9 protein-coding genes and 1 pseudogene are annotated in these 19,517 nt (G+C 45.1%); 8 read left to right on the top strand and 2 right to left on the bottom strand.

Annotation, left to right across the window (positions count from 1 at the left end):
• The first annotated feature begins 239 nt into the window (after positions 1-239).
• Positions 240-740: an immunoglobulin-like domain-containing protein gene (locus tag AB4Z50_RS16765; RefSeq protein ID WP_441880762.1), complete on the top strand. Its 501-nt coding sequence runs from the start codon at positions 240-242 to the stop codon at positions 738-740.
• 198 nt (positions 741-938) lie between these two features.
• Here the strand turns inward: AB4Z50_RS16765 and AB4Z50_RS16760 are convergent, their stop codons facing one another.
• On the bottom strand, positions 939-2,177 hold the full coding sequence (locus AB4Z50_RS16760; protein WP_441880761.1) for an RNA polymerase sigma factor: 1,239 nt from the start codon (positions 2,175-2,177) through the stop codon (positions 939-941).
• Between the two features lie 506 nt (positions 2,178-2,683).
• On the opposite strand from AB4Z50_RS16760, the gene AB4Z50_RS16755 reads away from it, so the two are divergent.
• The 5 genes from AB4Z50_RS16755 to AB4Z50_RS16735 all read left to right on the top strand — a co-directional run bounded on the left by AB4Z50_RS16755 (position 2,684) and on the right by AB4Z50_RS16735 (position 14,394).
• The gene (locus tag AB4Z50_RS16755; RefSeq protein ID WP_441880760.1) at positions 2,684-3,181 is read left to right on the top strand and encodes an AAA family ATPase; all 498 of its coding nucleotides are present in this window, start codon (positions 2,684-2,686) and stop codon (positions 3,179-3,181) included.
• A 192-nt stretch (positions 3,182-3,373) separates the two neighbouring features.
• On the top strand, positions 3,374-3,967 hold the full coding sequence (locus tag AB4Z50_RS16750) for a chloramphenicol phosphotransferase CPT family protein (protein ID WP_441880759.1): 594 nt from the start codon (positions 3,374-3,376) through the stop codon (positions 3,965-3,967).
• A gap of 430 nt (positions 3,968-4,397) precedes the next feature.
• The gene (locus AB4Z50_RS16745; protein ID WP_441880758.1) at positions 4,398-8,756 is read left to right on the top strand and encodes a BREX system ATP-binding domain-containing protein; all 4,359 of its coding nucleotides are present in this window, start codon (positions 4,398-4,400) and stop codon (positions 8,754-8,756) included.
• A 110-nt stretch (positions 8,757-8,866) separates the two neighbouring features.
• Positions 8,867-13,561 (top strand): S-layer homology domain-containing protein, encoded by a 4,695-nt coding sequence (locus AB4Z50_RS16740; protein ID WP_441880757.1) that lies wholly within the window; start codon positions 8,867-8,869, stop codon positions 13,559-13,561.
• Between the two features lie 515 nt (positions 13,562-14,076).
• Entirely contained in the window at positions 14,077-14,394 is a 318-nt protein-coding gene (locus AB4Z50_RS16735) for a substrate-binding domain-containing protein (RefSeq protein ID WP_441880756.1), read from the top strand.
• 145 nt (positions 14,395-14,539) lie between these two features.
• Here AB4Z50_RS16735 and AB4Z50_RS16730 read toward each other — a convergent pair whose 3' ends face one another.
• Complete coding sequence (locus tag AB4Z50_RS16730) at positions 14,540-18,118, bottom strand: S-layer homology domain-containing protein (protein WP_441880755.1); 3,579 nt, start codon at positions 18,116-18,118, stop codon at positions 14,540-14,542.
• Positions 18,119-18,271: 153 nt separating this feature from the next.
• Here AB4Z50_RS16730 and AB4Z50_RS16725 point away from each other — a divergent pair.
• Positions 18,272-18,828, top strand: a pseudogene (locus AB4Z50_RS16725) (ATP-binding cassette domain-containing protein); the annotation flags it as partial.
• 44 nt (positions 18,829-18,872) lie between these two features.
• Positions 18,873-19,403, top strand: a complete 531-nt coding sequence (locus AB4Z50_RS16720) for a chloramphenicol phosphotransferase CPT family protein (protein ID WP_441880821.1) — start codon at positions 18,873-18,875, stop codon at positions 19,401-19,403.
• The last annotated feature ends 114 nt before the right edge of the window (positions 19,404-19,517 follow it).

Here is a 19,517-nt window from a genome sequence, read left to right as displayed (position 1 = left end):
GATGAGAGTAAGATACATTTAAAGCTGCGTCTAACAAGACATAAGACTGATTTGTTAAAGTGGAGAAGATAAAAGCAATCCGAGTCCAATCTCGCAAACGTATGAATTTTTAAGCGATTAGACACAAGGGTTAAACGAGGAGCAATTATTAAACGAACGGGCAGTTTAACGCAACAAAACTGCTGACGAACTCGTTTTTATGTTGAAACGGATTTATAACAAATGAGGGTGGTTTCTAAATGAAGAAGTTATCTTGTTCATCTGTTCTTACTCTGTGCATCGTCCTTTGTCTTATTCTAATAGTCGGATGCTCTAATGCTAATGAAGAGACTAATACAGGAGAAAATACTGATTGGGAACTTACAAAATATAAAACTGTCAACGACCTTGAAGGAGTAACGATGTCTGTTAAGAAAGGAACGGTCACCACTACTGAATTGACTGTAGTATTTGATAATAACTCTGGTAAGCAATGTATTTATGGTGAATATTTTTTGTTGGAAAAGAAAATGGAGGGTAGTTGGTATCAAGTCCCTGTTGCTATAGATGGTAATTACGGATTTAATAGTATTGGACATGGCTTGGAGTCTTCAAATGTTAGCGAATGGACAGTTGATTGGAATTGGCTCTATGGAAGACTGGTTACTGGTGAATACCGAATAGTGAAAGATATACTCGATTTTAGAAAAGCAGGCGACTACGATACATACTTTTTGGCGGCGGAGTTTACAATCAATTAGCTGTTAGTTTGAAGTTTATTCTAAAAGAGCCGATTTCACTTGATGATATTACGCTAACGGGCAGGATAGTTTAATGATTGGGGCTATAAGGCTGTACTAGATAGAACAATGTATAGTGTACTGTTGAGCTATGGGAGACCATAACAAAACCACCTTTTCGAAGGTGGTTTTGTTATGGTCAAATACTAGTATCAAAATTTAACATAGCCTAGATTTTAAATATTGCACCCACATCCCGTGCAGCTCAGCTTCCGATACTTGAAATGCGCCTTGAAAATCAGTGGCATCGCGTATGAATTTGTTGAGCGCATCTAAACTGTATGAATGGATGAGATATTCTACGAGCAAGTGCGAGAATCCATATCCCCCTATCTTCTCGAAATCCCAGGTATCATTAGTTAATGCTTGAAAGCTAGGGACAGCGTTATTTTGAATCGCTTCGGAGGTGCTATACTGGATATATTCTTGTGACATTTGTTTGGCTTCAAGCCCGCCAAGCCCGTGTGTAAGCCATTTCGGTGCCAACGGATTGATATCTTTCACTAACCACATCGTAAACAAGCTTATAGTGTGCCGTAGTACCGATTGATACGTATGTTCAGGGCCTGGGTTGAGTGGGGATACGATTTTAATTTTATTGTCTTCATAGGTTCCCATAAACCAATTGGGCGCATCCGGCTCGTTTATTGCTTGATGAAAAGTGGGCAGATCCGGATAGATCTCAATAGCGATTTTCTGAGAAGGTCGATGACGATAGGTTGTAACAATTCGATCTACATTGCTTTTCAACTCTTCAAATAAGTCATGGTATACCTTGTTCATACTATCATTCTTGGAGGGAGCCTCGCCTTTATCCACAATTGATATCAATTCTTTAATAGACATGATTGTAATGTCACCCCATTCTTTTAATTCTTTTTTTAGTTTGTTTAAGGCACGATAGAGTCTGTTCTTGACTGCGCTTTCAGGCATCCCGATGATTTTGGATATTTCCAATAAAGTGCAATCAACGAAAAAACGCAATGATATGATTTGCTGATCTAATTCATTCAATCGGGCTAATGCAGCACTAATATCAAGACGGATATCGACATCTCTAGCAATATCGAGGGATATCGATTGGGACTGAAAATCGATTACTTCGTGCACCATTTCTTTATTTCGTGATCTCGTACGATACTCGTTTTTCACAATATTTTGCGCGATTTTGAATAGCCAAGTAAATATGCTGGAGTTACACTTAAACAAGTGAAAGTTTTCCATTGCTTTTAAAAAAGCTTGTTGCGTTAAGTCATCGGCAGTTGCCGAATTTGTCTTTACCGCAATATAATTTCGAATTCTATCTCGATATTGATTATAAATGGCTTCGAAATGCTGGATGTGCTCCTGCTCCTCCGGAAGAACAGGGATTTTCTTTTTGTCTTGAGCTCGTGACACCAGTAGTACCTCCTCCTGAACTTACAATTCATTAGACACCGAAGGGAGGTAAAAAGCCACATCATTTTAAAATAATTTTACACGACGCCACTCCACTTTTTTTAAACCCCGAAAAAGCAAAGCGTAAAGGCAATTCAGCTATGTGGTATTAAGTGAGGATTACCAATGGAGAAAGAGATTCAGGAGCTTAAAAAACGTATTGGCTTTCTGGAAAAGCAAGTTCAGAACAAACAACTTCAGTCATCTAATATATTGAGGTTGAGCTTAACTATTATAATAGTACTCGTGACTTTGCTCATCTTGATTGGAATCTTTCAATTTATAACCCCCAACCAATTGAACTAACGGGTAACGATATTTCAATAAAAAAACGGAAGTAGCCGATCACAATGATCGGCTGCTTCATTACGCTAACTGGCAGTTTAGTTATAATTGTTTACTACCTTTTATATCATTTGTGAGGTGCTATAATTGTGAATATAAGTAAATGGGAGGTGGTACAACTAATGGAAAATAAATTGCCTTTATTTATCGTAACAGGTGCAAGTGGGTCAGGGAAAACATATGTCATTAAGGAACTACGGAGATTGATGCCTGATTTTGATATTTTTGACCCTGATAATCTTGTTGAATTTATTGGGCATGATTGGGAGAAAATGCGAAATATTTGGCTTAGGGTTGCACGAAATATCGCTCAAAGTGGGCGCATGACTATAATATGCGGAACAATGATGCCTTGGGATATTGAAAAATGTGCGGACTATCCATTTTTTAAGTATGTATATTACCTAAACCTACATTGTGATGAAGAAACTCGCGAGAAACGTCTACGTGAAAGAAATTGGTCAGAGGAAGAGATTCAAAACCACAAAAACTTTGCAAAACGATTGCTTGAAATTGCTGATGAGGTCTATAACCCACCTATGCCTACTATTGATACAACGGATACTGATGTAACCGAAGTTGCCTCTCAGATAAAAGAGTGGGTTCTCCAATACGCTTGAACTAACAGGGAACATTAGTTGAACAGTACAAGAAGCAGATACTACGGTAGCTGCTCTTTGTTTTTATTAAGCTAATGGGCAGGATAATTCAATCGTTTCTAGAATATTCCCTGAGTTGAATAATTTTATAAACTGTGAATACAACGTTATCTGAAAAATACGCAAAGAGTATTTTTTGAAGGGATGATTAAATTGAAGCAAGGGATATTAGTTTATCTAAATGGAACTTCAAGTTCTGGAAAGACCTCCATATCGACTGAACTGATAAATCAGAAAGAGATTCCTTTTTATCATTTATCAATTGATGATTTTTTTAATAATTACAATGATTTTATTAATAATAAATTTCCAGATGAACCTCCAAGAGAAATAGATCATCAAGTTGTCTCACAATTACTTGATGATTCCATATTCTCAGTGTACCATTCGACAATTAAATTGTTATCAGAACTGGGTTTTAATGTAATAGTAGATACCGTAATCGACAATGACAAGAGGTTTAATGAGTTTCTTGATCAATTTTTCGATCAGTCTACGTTATTTATAGGTGTAATATGCTCGAAAGAAGAACTCATAAGAAGAGAGCAAGCAAGAGGAGATAGAAAAATTGGACTGGCGGCTTCACAGTTTAGCAAAGTATATTGCTTTGATGAATATGACCTCGAAGTAAATACTGAAGAGATGAGCCCAAAAGAATGTGCCGAAAAAATATTAAATTTTATTAAGTCCGATAAGGAATACTCAGTATTTAAGAAATTAAGCAAAAAAAATGTTAGTGTTTCCTAGATGGCGTATCCAGATACCACCATATTCAAGCATTGGGGCTATCGCCCCTCAGCGTCCGAGGGATTTCGGGATTGAGCTAACGGAGAACGTTAGTTCAATAAACAGCGGCAGTTTTGGACTTAATATCTGAGTCCAAGGCTACCGCTGTTTCTATTTTTAAGCAGTCTAATCGATTTATTACTCGAGCATATCCCGCGACGATATGTTTCCTCAGACAGCGCATGTGGAATGTGTAGTTTCAATAAATCGTATTGACGAATAACGGGACGCCCAAGCCGTCAATACCTAATAAGAGCCTATTCTCCATTTGAAGGAGGATTAGGCTCTTATTCATGTCGTGACAATTCCATGATGAATTAGTAACCTTGACATCCCTTAATAATGATAGAATAACAAGAAGCACTGCGTACGGATTGGAGAGGAAACTGGGATGTTACTTACAGAAGCTGTGAATGTAAAGGAAATGATGAACGGAGGCCCAATGAATGTCGCTTCCTTCTTACATATAGCAATAGGACTGACGGAGTCGGTCTATCGGGCTCATAAGCAGAATGAATTATGTGGAAATTTGAATCCAGCGAGCATTCAAATTCAATTGGATATGAAAGCAGCTATTTCCATAGATCCGCTACTCAGGGATTACACTTATATGTCACCCGAGCAAACAGGCAGAATCAATCATATGCCAGATGGGCGAAGCGATCTGTATGCCCTGGGCATGATCTTTTATGAGATGCTGTCAGGACGTCTGCCGTTTCATGCACAAAGTGTCGAAGAATGGATACATGCACACCTTGCTGTTGTACCAAAGCCTCTAAGCGAATGGCGTTCGGATATGGCTGGCTCGCTTGAGGCTGTTATTATGAAGCTGTTGTCGAAGAATCCGGAAGAGCGCTATCAGAGTGCATATGGTTTATTAAGTGATTTGAAGCGGTGCGCCTTATCAATGGAAGAAAAGGGAGAAGTCATATCCTTCGAAATCGCTCAGGCAGATGAGGCAAGCCGGTTTCGGCTTCCTCAGACCCTCTTTGGTCGTGAAATGGAAGAAAGAGCTCTCCGAGATGCTTTCGAACAGGCAAAAGCTGGTGCATCTTCGTTTGTTTTCGTTAGCGGAAGCGCAGGAAGCGGTAAAACGGTGCTCGTTCGAGCACTTCAGATGTTAGTTAGAAGGGATGGCGGTCGGTTCGTTAGTGGCAAATGCGATATGATGAATCGCGACATTCCGTTCTCTTCACTGCTGGAAGCTTTGCGAAGCCTCATTCGACAAATATGGAGCGAATCACCGGATCGAGTAGCGAAACTGAAGAAACAATTAACAAAGGCTTTAGGCCAGGGAGCAGCTGTTATTGTACAGCTTTTACCGGAGGCTGCAGAGCTGTTCGATGTCATCCCAGCGATAGAGCCGCTGCATCCTGCTGAGGCCGCTATTCGCTTTAACCGCTTAGTACCTATATTCATAAAAGTTTTTGTAGATAAGCAGCATCCCTTAGTCATTTTCCTGGATGATCTTCAATGGGCAGATCCCGCTACCATAGATGTTCTTCGTACAATTGTACATGATCAGGCACGGCCTGGCTTACTAGTGATCAGTGCGTTTCGGGAGGAATTCACATTAGGATGGCAAAAACATGAAGAGAATAAAGTGGATGCAGCTGCATGGATGGCGGAGTCGCTTTCCTTGCATGATGAATTACAATTATCTGTACATCATATCCATCTCGAGGCTCTGTCCTACATCGAAGTGAGACAATTCGTATCGGATGTTCTTGATGAGAACTCCGCCCGTATTCGCTCGCTCGCGGAGGTGTTATACCACCGAACAGGCGGCAACCCACTATACCTGAATCGTCTACTGGACAATCTGTATCGAGAGAATAAGCTTTATTATGATGAAGTAGAGGCGTCATGGGTATGGGAACCATCTGTCATCGCGGAAATTCCTGAGGATCCGGACATTGTACATTTAATAGAGGCTCGTATTCGTATGCTATCCCCCGAAAAGATCGAGCTGTTAGCCATAGGAGCAGCTATCGGACATCGTTTCTGTTCATTAACGATCTCTTTAGTTAGTGGGAATTCTCTGCTGCATGTACGCAGACTTCTGCATGTAATAGAGGAAGAGGGTCTAATCTGCCGAGAAAATGACAGTGATGAGTCAGACGGTGTTGAACGTTATTATAGATTCTTGCATGACCGTATTCAACAGGCAGCTTACATGACAATGTCTGAATCGGACCAAACGAGCTTACATCTGACCATTGGCCGTGTCATACGCGATCATTTATTAAGTGAGAGTGTATTTACTATATTTGACATGGTGCATCACTTGAATCTGGGCAGCGAGAAGATAGTGGATGATGCGGAGAAGAGAGAGCTTGCCGCATTTAACTATCAGGCGGGTATAAAGTCTAAGGCAACAACAGCATTTACGGCTGCGCTCCATTTTTATGAGATCGCTTTACGTCTGTCTGGCGGCGACTGGCAAAATACAGCGTCCCTTGATTACCGGCTCATGCTGGAGGTATCGGAATGTGAATACATGTGTGGTCATACAGATCGTGCGGAGGAATTACTCGCTAACTTAATGTCTTGCACAACAAACGTGGTTGAACGTTCTCATATCTATTTGATACGTATTGCCATGTATTCGTATTTGAAGAAGGATGAAGCGGCTGTCCATATTGGGCAGCATGCGCTAGCAGAATTGGGCTGGCATTTACCAAGCAAGCCTTCCAAAGCATTAGTTATAAAGGAAATATTAATGACACAGAGCGCATTGTTCAATAAGGGTAGCGAGGTTCCTCATTTACCGATTAATCGGGACCCGCGCTATAAAGCATTGTCAGACCTGGTCATGGCAATTTCACTCCCTGTCTATGTACTAAGTCTAGAGCAGTCAGCTGTGTTATTCTCAAGATTTGTTCGTTATGGTCTAAAGTATGGAAGCAATGAGGCTTTCTCCTTTATGCTTGCCAGCTACGGGATGGTTATTTATAAAATGTCAGGTTTCCGTACGGGGCCTCAATATGTAGATCAGGCATTCCATCTACCAGCTTCCTTTGACAGCGCAGACCTGCGAAGCCGATTATATTATCTGAAAGGCCTTGTCGGCATTATTAATCCGGATGAAGGGATTAAGCAGTTTGAGAAATCGATCCAATATGGGATGGAATCGGCTAATCTAACCTATGTTAGCATTGCGATGATGACGGCTATAACAAACTACACCGGCGATTTGTATTCATTATCTGCACGGATTAAAGATTATGAAGAGACTTCACAGCAGCTTGTGGACGGAGTCACACGAAATATTTTTCGTAGGGCGAAATGGTACATCGCACAAATGCAAGATGGGGCTGGAGAAAGCGATGAAGTCGCTACGTCCTTACTAAACGAGCCATACAAGGATTTTTTGAATAACGAGGTCTATTATACATGCACCTGTAACATAGAGATTGCTTATCTCTTCGGGCGGTACTGGGAAGCCATTGAATGGGCCAAGAGAGGTGAGAGGAATACATTCCTCCAAACTCGGCCGCATGTTCGTAAACAAAGGATGTACCATTCATTAACGCTTGCTGCTATGTACTCGGAAGCGTTGCCGAATGAGCAGAAGAGGATACGGATGAAGCTGCGTGAGCACTTGCGTTCCATGAGGCGATGGTCTGGCTATAGCGGCAAGGATTCGTCGACTTATTTGCTCATATCAGCTGAATTCTATCGGATGGAGGGCAATAGAGTTGCTGCTGCCGAGCGATACGAAGAGGCAATCCGGGCAGCCCGCGAAGCGGGAGAGGGGCTGATGGGGGCTATTTCTTGTGAACGGGCCTCTATATTCTATAGGCAGATGGTGAGTGTGAACGGTGCGGAGGCTCTTATTGCTGATGCATGTGAGGCTTATACAAGATGGGGCGCTACTGCCAAAGCAAGGCAGTTGAGAGAAACAAATGAAGGATTAAGAACAGCTGCGATTGAGAGAATAGGGGATGACAAGGCAGTTACAGAGGAGCCTGGAGCAATCGAAATCAAGTCTGAGTTCACGTCTTGGCTTACTGCGGACAATAGGCAATACAAACAGCAGCAAGAATGGATGAGTTCACTAGACCATTGTCATACCATGGACCAATTCCTGGAGCTTGCAATCCGCTATTCTGGTGCGGAAAAGGGATTTATTGTGGGTAGCGAGGGAGAGTGGTGCTCTGTTGAAAAGGAAGGCTCGTTGAGCGATAACAGCGGAGCTTCGTACGGTGAGTCTATTGTCCGTTATGTACTGAAAACAGGCGAACCGGTGGTACTTGTGAATGCTTTGCACAGCACCTATTCCGCTGATCCCTCTATTCGTAGAAACCAATCGCAATCTGTACTGTGTATGCCTGTTCTGTTCACAGGAGGACTAAGGCCATTCGCACTTTACTTGGAGAACAGTCTCATAGCCGGCGTTTTCACTCAAGAAATACGGGTCATGCTGGAGCAAATGATTGCCCGAATGATGTATGTGAAATCATTAGATGAAGCTCGCAGCCAAAGTTATTCACTAATCGTTCCAACAGATGATCTGTCATCAACTTCTGCGAAAGCTTCACAGCTGTTATTCGAATCACTTACAAATCGTGAAACAGAGATCCTGTACGCGCTGACAGATGGCTTGACGAATAAGGAAATTGCCTATCGATTCGGATTAACAGAAGGGACAGTCAAAGGCTATATTCATAACGTATACGGAAAACTGGGAGTTAAAAGAAGGAGTCAGGCGATTGCCCGTGCAAAGGAGTTAGAACTCTTAAATTAGACTTTTTTCTACAATATTTGCGAAACACTAACTTTGGTTAGTGTTTTTTTGTATGGCTTGGGACCTATACTTAGGTCCGAATTCAATAGTGGTATGGAGGAGAAAACGACATGAGTACAAGATTTCGAGCAAGTAAGAAAGTAACGTCTATCATCTTAGCGATGCTGATGGTGCTAGGCGGATGGAACGGGCTGTTTGATAGAGGGAATCAAGTATCTGCTGCGTCAGGTGTAGTATTTGCAGGAGGAACGGGTACCAGCGATGAGCCTTATCTCATTGAAACGGCTGCCCAACTCAACGAGGTCAGAAATCATTTGGCATCAGGGATATATTTTGAGCTGATCGCGGATATCGATTTAAGCGGTTATGCGGGAGGAGAAGGCTGGGCGCCGATTGGCAATCCATTTAGAGGGAGCTTTAACGGCAAAGGGTATAAAATTACTAATCTTACGATTAATCGACCACAAAGTAATCGTGTTGGGCTTTTCGGAGAAACCTCTGCTTTAAGTTCAATTGGTAATATCGGGCTGGAAGATATCGATGTTGTGGGTAATGCTAATGTAGGAGGCTTGGTTGGGTCCAGCTTTGGAGCAATCAGGGGAAGCTTCACGACCGGCAAGATAAGCGGAGGTTCATCTGTAGGAGGCTTGGTAGGGTTCGCTTCTGGATCAATCAGCAGTAGCTACAGCAATGCGAGTGTGAATGCGGCGCATAGAAACGCAGGCGGCTTGACAGGGATTAATCAATGGGAGATCCACAATAGTTACGCCACAGGAAAGGTAGGGGCTGAAAGCTCTCCTACAGGAGGCTTGGCCGGTGCTTTGAATCCAGGAGCATCAGTCTCCAATAGCTTTTACGACAGCGACACGACGGGGCAAAGTGATACGGGGAAAGGAACAGGTAAAACAACTTTAGAGATGAAGACGCTAAGTACGTATGTAAATTGGCCGGGCTTTAACGATTATTGGGGAATCGATCCGGATGTGAATGAAGGCTATCCCTATTTGAAAGCTTTCTACCGTTTTGTGAACTACGACGGTAACGGTAACATGGGAGGAAGCGTGCCGATTGACAACAACGTATATTCTAATGATGCAATGGTTACCGTGAGTGGAGATATAGATCCTTCAGATCCTTTAGTCAAAACCGACTATGTCTTCGTGGGATGGAATACGTTAGCGGACGGCAGCGGTACCAGCTATGTGTCAGAAGACACATTTTCGATAACCAAGAATACAACCCTGTATGCGCATTGGCTGAGCACCAAAGCTACTTTGACATCCGGGTTTGGAACGGTGAGCACGGGAGGGACAGCGACGGAGACCATTACGAACATTCCGGGCGATGTGACGTTAGACGAGTTGAAGGCAGCGATCACGCCGGCAACGAATGCTACGTTCGAGATTTATGAGGCCGATGGAACCACGGTAGCGACGACATTGGCATCGGGCAATAAGGTCATCGTTACGGCTCAGGATGGAGCAACGAAGATTACGTATACCGTGACGATAAATGCTATAAATGTAATTGCGAGTGCAGCGATTAGCGGGGTACCTGCGCCAGTTGCGGGCGAAGTGCCAGTTAGGGAGACAACTACAGCTGAATATACCGCATCAATCGCTTGGTCTCCTGAGGCTGCTCCCCGATTTGCAGAGGGAGAGACTTACACGGCAACGCTGACGATCACGCCCAAGAGGGGATATGTGTTGACGGGAGTGCCTTCGGATTTCTTCACGTTAGCGGGGGCAACAGTCGTAACAAATTCAGCCGATTCCGGAGTGGTAACAGCGACATTCCCGGCAACCGGTACGGTATTTGCCGGTGGTTCGGGAACAACAGAGGATCCTTATCTCATTGCAACCGCGGCCGAGCTTAATCAGGTCAGGTATTTCTTAAACGCGAGTTTTAAGCTGACAGCGGATATCGATTTGAGCGGTTATGCGGCCGGCGAAGGCTGGATGCCCATTGGTAATTGGGATGGTGCATTTGCAGGCAACCTCGACGGCAATGGCTATACGATTGCGAATTTAAAGATTAGTAGGACTTATTCTTACGATCCTCTAGGGCTATTCGGATATATATACCATGGGACGGTCAGTAATGTCATTCTGGAAAACATCGATGTAGGCAATGGAGAGTATGTCGGTGGACTAGCTGGAGTGAACGGAGGAACGATCACGAACAGCGGGGTCATCACAGGAAGCGTCAGCGGGTACTTTGCAGGCGGATTGGTAGGCGGGAACGAAAGCAGCATTACCAATAGCTTCTTTGCGGGAAGTCTGAGCGGAGCGGCGACATATGCAGGCGGATTGGTCGGCGTGAACTATAGCACGATTAGAAATAGCTTTGCTACCGGAAGCATTAGCGGTCAACATCGGACAGCAGGCGGATTGGTAGGAGGCAATGAAGGATCTATCTCTGACAGCTACTTCAATGGAAGCGTGAATGGGAAGAATTCCGCAGGCGGATTAGTTGGCGGAAACTGGTATCCTATCGTCAACAGCTATGCAACGGGTGCCGTAACAGGCGACGGAAGCTTAGGTGGCTTAGTAGGAAACAATAGTGGGGCTAACAATAGCTTTTTCGATAGCGAAACAACAGGACAAACGAGTTCGGGGACAGGTGGCGGTACGGGGCTAACGACAGCTGCGATGAAGCTGCAAAACAGCTATGTAGGTTGGGATTTCGAGCAAACATGGGCTATCGATTCCTCGCATAACGAGGGGTATCCTTACTTGCAGAGCTCTCAGCTCCATCATGTCACCTATAACGGAAACGGTGAAACCGATGGAGACTTGCCGAGTGCCGAAACCGTGTATTTGCGGGGAACAACGGTTAGCGTTATCGGAAACATCGGCAATTTAGTCAAGACAGGTTACACGTTCGCGGGATGGAATACGCGAGCGGATGGAACCGGCAAGAGCTACTCGACGGCAGACAGCTTTACGATCACGGCGAGTAAGACGTTATTTGCTAGATGGATTAATACCACCGCAACGTTAACCTCTACAATTGGAACGGTTAGCACGGGCGGAACATTGCAAGAGACGATTACGAACATTCCGAGCACAACGACGTTAGAGGCGCTAAAGGCAGCGATTACGCCAGCAGCGGGTGCGACGGTTAAGGTCTACGAAGCAGATGGGACAACAGCAGCATCAATTTTGGCAACAGGCTATAAGGTCATCGTTACATCACAGGATGGCGTAACACAGGTTACGTATACGGTAACGTTAGTGAAAACGGCAGCGACGATAACTTCGACAATCGGCACCGTAAGTGCAACGGGCACAGGAAATGAAACGATAACAGCCATTCCATCCGGTACGACTTTGGCAGCGCTGAAAGCAGCAATCACGCCAGCAGCGGATGCGACGTTTGAAGTGTACCAAGCAGACGGAATAACGGTAGCTACAGGATTAGCGACAGGTAATAAAGTCATCGTCACTGCTGAAGATGGCGTAACGCAGGTTACGTATACGGTGACGGTACTGAAAAAGACAGATGCGACGCTAACTTCGATAATCGGCACCGTAAGTGCAACTGGAACTGCAAATGAAACGATAACAGCCATTCCATATGGTACAACTTTAGCGGCGCTGAAAGCAGCAATCACGCCAGCAGCGGATGCGGCATTTGAAGTGTACCAAGCAGACGGTGTAACGGCAGCAACAGAATTAGCGACAGGCAACAAAGTCATCGTAACCGCTGAGGATGGCGTAACGCAGGTTACGTATACGGTGACGGTAAATGAAGCAACAGCTCCACCCAATAACGGAAGCAATAGCGGAAATGTTGTTCCAACTCCAGCTAAAGTGACCTCGAAAGATGGCAGCCTTACTCTTCCTGTTGGATCAATAGGCGAGGTTAGCTTGGAAGATCGGTTAACGATTACCGTTCCTACAGGTGCAGTCAATCAGGAACTGAAATTAACGATTACGAAATTGCTAGATACGAAAAATGTGTTAGTCAATAAAGAGGTTCTTGCAAGCTCGGTATATGAAGTATTGAAAAACATCCAGGGTAATTTCATCAAGCCTGTAACGCTCACCTTTGCTTTCGATGCGAACAATGTGAAGAGCGGCCAAGGGGTTGCGATCTTCTATTTCGATGAAGTGAAGAAGGAATGGGTAGAAGTGAAAGGCAGCAAGACAAGCGGAAATGTGATTTCAGTAGAGGTTAATCACTTTACGAAATTTGCGGTTCTTGTTGTAGACCAATCGACAGGACTTCCCGTGTTTGAGGGAACAACGCCTGCTGAACTTAGTGATATCGCAGGTCACTGGGCTGAAGCAAGCATCAAGCAAGCAGTAAAAGATGGTATTGTGAATGGCTATGTGGACGGAACGTTCAAGCCAGGTAAAACGATAACCCGTGCAGAATTCACCGTCATGCTGATGAAAGCATTGAACGCTCAGGAAGCAGGCGCGGAGCTGACCTTCACAGATAAAGCGGACATTGGGACTTGGGCGCAGGCTGCGGTAGCACAAGCGGTGCAAGCTGGCATTATTAGCGGTTATCAGGATGGTACCTTCCAGCCGAATGCCAATATTACGCGGGCTGAGATGGCAACGATGATTGGGAAGGCATTCGAACTGACACTTGATCCGAATGCAGTCACCTCTTTCGCAGATGATTCATTGATTCCAGTCTGGGCAAAAAGTGCAGTAGCCGCTTTGAAAGAACGCGGCGTAGTGAAAGGTACAGGGGCGAACACGTTTAATCCCCGTGCACAAACCACAAGAGCAGAAGCGGTTGTTATGCTTCTGAACATGTTGAATCTAGAAAGAGGAGAAAATAGTTAATAAGTACATGACTGCTGTTACTGTCTACTCGAGACATCGAATCAGTCGTATGTTTAATCGAGATTACTACATGTGGCCACAATTCCTAAGATACAGATTGTTCGAAGTGGATAACACAGGGGTGAGAACAGTTAATTGATGTAAAAAAAGAGAATTATCTCGCAAGAAACGAAGATAATTCGACGTAGCCGATATTTAAAAGACGCTTGGGAGCTGCCGACCTGAGCGTCTTATTTTTAAAATATAAGAATGTATAAGTGTGTTAGCTTATAAAGGGCTTATCTTTCACTGTCAAAGCTACTTCAGCGTCTGAAGGAAGCCGAAGGCGTTTTTGTTAGGTGTTTGGAATGAACAGCTTCACTGCTCCGTGTGGGTTGAACAATTCATTGTTCAGACCCGTAACTTGATTTAGGCGTCCCCAACATGTGATGATTATTTGTGTTGACTCTGCTTACTCAACACATGTGGAGTGTGTGGTAAGGATATATCGGGATTGAAGAAAATGAAATATGATAATGATTAATAGAGCCGTTATTAATACTAGAAACTATGAAGTTGTATTTGAAGATGATCAATTAAAAGCAACTAATCTGAAAACGGGTGAAGAATTTGGTCGCGTACCGGAGGACCTTTCGCTCGTTGGAATCGATGACAGCAGTCTCGCCGCGACCTGCGAGGTTCCGCTGACTTCCGTCAAGTATCCAAAGCAAAAACTCGGCAAAAAAGCCGACGAGTTTTTGTTGAATATGATTCAAACCGATAGTCCGGGAAATGAGGGATTATTATACAGACCGTCATTGATAGCGCGTGCATCGACAGCGGCACCCAAGTGATAATGAAGCAGGCATAGACCAAAACCCTATGCTACTGTCGTGTGTTTAGAGGCATCTGACCGGAGATTTTCTTTGTAAATAGAAGGAGACCCTTCCGGTTGGATATTGTCCAGCCGGAAGGGTCCGCATTTTTCTGTTTACGCTTTTACTTAGCCAGATATTCGACGAACCTTACAAAGATAGTGGCTACTTCGGCGCGGGTGGCGGTGGCTTTGGGGTCAAAGAGGTTGTCCGGCTTGCCTAATACAATGCCGATGCCCCGCAGCGCCTGAACGGCCTCCAACGTCCATGAGCTGATCTCACTCTCGTCCGCGAAGGACTTAGATTGGCTTTCAGGTATCTCATAGCCCTTGTACTTCATGTAGTTGTACAGTATCACCAGCATCTGCTCGCGCGTCATCGGTGAATTGGGGTCAAACAGGTCTGCGTTTATACCGTTGACTATGCCGCTTTCGGCCGCCCACTCGACTGCCGCCGTGTACCACTGCCCGTCCGTCACGTCGCTAAAGCGGGAACTCGTGTAGCCGGAGCGGTTTACGTTCTCAAGATTGGCCAGTACCTGCACGAACATCGCGCGCGTCATTGAGGTGCCCGGTGAGAACGTCGTGGACGTCGTGCCGTTGAAAAGAACGTATGTGTAGGCGAAGTTTACGTAGCTGTAGAACCAGTCGTCCATGTTGACATCCTTGAAAGGATTGCCCGACATCACGAGGAAGCCCAGCGGGGTGTCGTCATCGAACACAAGCTCCGTACCCTCATGGATGTTCAGCGACATGCCGTTGTCTAAGCCGACACTCGCGCCGCCCGGTCCTACCACAACCGCGCCGCCGCTCTGTATCTTCGAGCCGCCGTGGATATCCACCTGGTTGCCGTTCGGCAGGTTCACATGCGCGTCTCCGCCGCCCACTGTGACCGTACCGTCGCCCGCTATCGTCGAGCCGCCCGGAATGGTCACTGTGCTGTTGCCGCCGGGTAGTGCCACTTCGGCGCTCTTGTCCGCCGGAATGGTCACCTTACCGTTTGAGTCAATAGTTGTGCCTTCGGGTACCTTAATCTTCGTCCCACCCTTGGTCGCAATCTCGCCGCCGCCGGGTAGGGTGGTGTTGCCGTTTTTGTCTGTGACCGCGGGCTTATCCTTAGGTGTATTCACTGTGTAGTTCGCCTTTGACAATCCAGCGTTTGTCCCGGTGCCCGTATTGCCGCTGTTGCCACCAGAAGGATCGGGCACAATGGGAGTCGTCGTCTTCGTCGGCGTAGCCGTTGCACTGATCTCCGCGCCGTCGCCCTTCGCACTTACCGCAACGACCTTGAAGGTGTAGCCTTGGTCGTTTGTCAGGCCCCTGAAGGTATATTTGGTCTCCGCCGCACCCAGTGTGACTGGCGTCACGTTACCGTACCAGACCTTGTAACCCAATATCGCGCTGCCACCGTCGTCAGCCGGAGCAGCCCAGCTCAATGTGACCTGTCCGTCGCCCGCCGTCGCCTTGAAGCCGCCCGGAGCACCGGGCACCTCCGTTTTTCTCTGCGCGAACATCCAATCAAAGACGTCTGTGTAGTCATTGTTCCAAGCCGACAAGTTAGAGGACTGCGCCGTGGGAGCTATGCTCCAAGTCCCCATAGTTATCTGGTTGTAAAGAACCGCCGCTTCAACCTCGTGCGCTACATAATCAGCCAGGACAGGTGTGTTGGCCTGATTCGGCCTCTGATTCGGCTGATCAAATTGATTGTAGGGCCACGTAAGAGCCTCATTGCTCTCAAATCGCGAAGCCCTCGCGTTGATCATTTTCGGCATATTGGTGTTTATGAAGCTAGTGAGGTTAGTCTGGTATATTCCAACGTTATGAGCATTTATAAACATCCAATAGGCCAGGTTGGTGTGAACGTCGTTGGCGTTCGCGTTCGGTGAGCCGCTTACCGGGGACATAGGTGCGGCGGCCGCGAAGAAGCCGGGGTAGGCGTTAACTAAGTTGTTCGTATACTGGCCACCCCATGAGAAGCCCGCCGCATATATACGATTAGAGTCTGCTGCGCCGCTAGCAACCAGGTCGTCTATAACCTTCTTAACATTGTCTGTGGAGGGAGTAGACGTGCCATTATAGGAAATATTCAGTATATGGCTGGCGTATTTGCCGGGGTTTTCTTCCATTTTCTTCATCAGAGCGACCGCGCCGTTGGCGGATTTCATGGCCGCTTTTTGGTCTGTCGTAGCGACTGTGCCGCCACGTCCCATGCCGTGGGTATAGACATACAGCGGCAATCCTTGCAACACTTCACCGTTTTCATCCTTGTGAAGGTAGAGCGCGCGATTGACCGAATTACCCGTGGGTGTTGTAAACTTGTCAAGGATCGGATTCACAACTTTTTCCTGTTCAAAAACCACGTTGCGAAGCGGACTCCCTTCTGTCAGTACGATCTCGCCGTTTTGGACGATGTTGTAAACCTGCTTTGTCGAGTTACTGCTGCCATCCAGCGTTATATTGCCGCCGCTCGCTGAATAAAACTCAGACTCAACTACGATGTAACGGCCGCTTGCCAGTCCGGCCTGATAATCCGGTGAATTGCTTACCGTCCCCAGATAGCCGCGCACCTTCGGTTCGTCATTGGCGTATACCCTTGTGATTTTGCGCGTCCCTTCAAAGGTCACCGAGTCACCGTTCAGGGTCGTGTTCCTAGCCGACAACGTAAACAAGCCCGGATTAAGCTCGGAGCCTAACGCCGCCTTCCCCTCGCCTAAGTCAATGATGACAGCCGTCGTGTACTCGCCACTGGCGAAGTTGTCATTCCATACGATAAAGGGAAGCAGCTCCGCATCCGGATCGTTTTTGAATGTCACGTGAATTGTATGGTCAGCGTTAACATTTAAAAAGGTATAAGTGCCAGCGGATAGAGTCGCGACCTCGCCGTCTACCGTTACGGTATCCACAATTTTGCCATAATCGGGGGTAAACGTTAATTCTTTGTTTGAGCCCCTATCTATTCTCAGAACATCGCCGGGTGGGTTCGGCGTTATTCGGCCGCCCGATCCCGCCGTGGCGGTGATTGAGAATCTGGTGTCCACTTCATTGGCTAAAGAGAGCTCCAGGCTGTTTGTAAATGAAGCAGCGCTGGTATAAGCCGCGTCCGGATCTCCGAAACAGGAAACGACTTCATAGCGGTCACCGCCCTTTTCCGTCGAGTTATTGATATAAACCTCAAAGGTAAGCATGCCCTCCTCCAAGGTCAAGGTTCTTTTGGGTATTCTCATCTCCACGATATATCCTTTTTCCGTGATCTGGGTCCACGCAGCTCTGCCCGGAGCGGCCTGCCCTGAAAACACGCCCGTCGCGCTGACGCGCCATTGGTTTGCGCCTCCGGTTCCGGTGCCGACATAAAACTCCAGGCTGTCGTACTGGTGATCTCCGCCGGCTCCCTGATATAGATTGCTGTCCTCCACAACTATGCGGGCATACAGGTAGTTGTGGTCCCAAAGTATTCTGGCTGTGCCCGTGGCATGGGGTCTGGAGTCGCCGGGCACAGTGCTTTTGTTGATGCGATGCTCCATTGTCAGGGCCCACAGTGGGTCGTCTGACCCGAGTTCGGGAGTTCCGAAAATGGCGGTCGGCGTTTCATTCGCTTCTGCGTTCTCGATGTTGTCAGTGTCCGCGGCATAGCTGGTAGGCATTAGCGACGCCACCATTACCAAGCAACAGAGGAACGCGAGCATTCTGCTAAATCGTTTTTGCATAAATGAAAATCCTCCTTATTTTTCGATCCGGTGCGCCCACGGCTTACCCGCATCGTATTCGGACACATTGTCAATTTGACAAACGCCCAACTATATGATGTGGTATATTTACCAGGTTTTCAACCTGTCAAAATATAGAATCTATGGAAACGATTGCTCCGAGAAATCTTTGAAAATAATCATGATTCAATTCAAATAAATGCTGATGTTAAAGTGGCTTATTTATCTCATATTCAAGGCGAAATGCTAAAGGATTCTAATACAATACTAGAAGAATTCATCGATGCTGGGTTTAAAACTTATGAAGAGATTAGATCATATATTTCAAAGTATTGCTTTGAAGGTTGAAGGAGAAATTTTTAATCAAAAGATAGAATCTTTATCTTGCGGAAAAAAAATATGCTTCAATTGGCTAAAGTTTTCGCCAGTAAAGCAAACGTATTGCTTCTTGATGAACCGACAAGTCATTTAGACACCTATACACAAATAGCACTGGAGAAAGCCATTGAAGACCATAAAGGTGCGATTCTCATGATTTCTATTCTGTGGTAAATGGTATGGATTATGTTTTAATCATTGACGATAAGACGATTCGAAAAATGAGTATACAAAAATTTAGAAAGATGATTTATGCTAGTCATTTTGATAGAGACTATTTAGAAACTGAACAAAAGAAAAAATCAGTTGAAACGAAAATAGAATTGGCTTTATAAGATACAGATTTTGTACTTGCAAAAGTATTGGTTAATGAGCTATTTCTAATGAACTGATAAATCAGAAAGAGATTCTTTTTCATCATTTATCAATAGATGATTTTATCAAGGATTTTTTTAATAATAATTTTTCAGATATTGAACCTACAAGAGAAGTAGATGAGCAAGTTATCGCACAAATAATGTTTGATCCCTTAGTCTCAATGTACTATTCGACAATTAAATTGTTTTCAGAAGTGGGTTTGAAAGTAATAATAGATACTGTAATCGAGAATGACAAGTGGTTTAATGAGTGTCTTGATATATTTTCCAATCAGCCTACATTATTTATAGGTGTAATATGCTCGAAAGAAGAACTCATAAGAAGAGAGCAAGCAAGAGGAGATAGAAATATTGGACTAGCAGCTTCACAGTTCAGCAAAGTATATAGCATTGATGAATATGACCTCGAAGTAAATACGGAAGAGATGAATCCAATAGAATGTGCCGAAAAGATATTAAGTTTTATTAAGTCCAATAAGGAATACTCGGTATTTAAGAATTTAGTTAAAAGAAATGTTAGTGTTTCCTAGATGGCGTATCCATCAAATGAATGGTTTTGTCCTTTTGATCCAGCTTCATTTTCTTCAAGGAAAAAAGGAAATATAAACAAATAAGCGAATAAAAATATGGATTACGATGCTATC

Source organism: Paenibacillus sp. 2TAB26, from assembly GCF_052115145.1.
Taxonomy (GTDB): Bacteria; Bacillota; Bacilli; order Paenibacillales; family Paenibacillaceae; genus Pristimantibacillus.
This window is presented reverse-complemented; position numbering and strand designations above follow the sequence as displayed.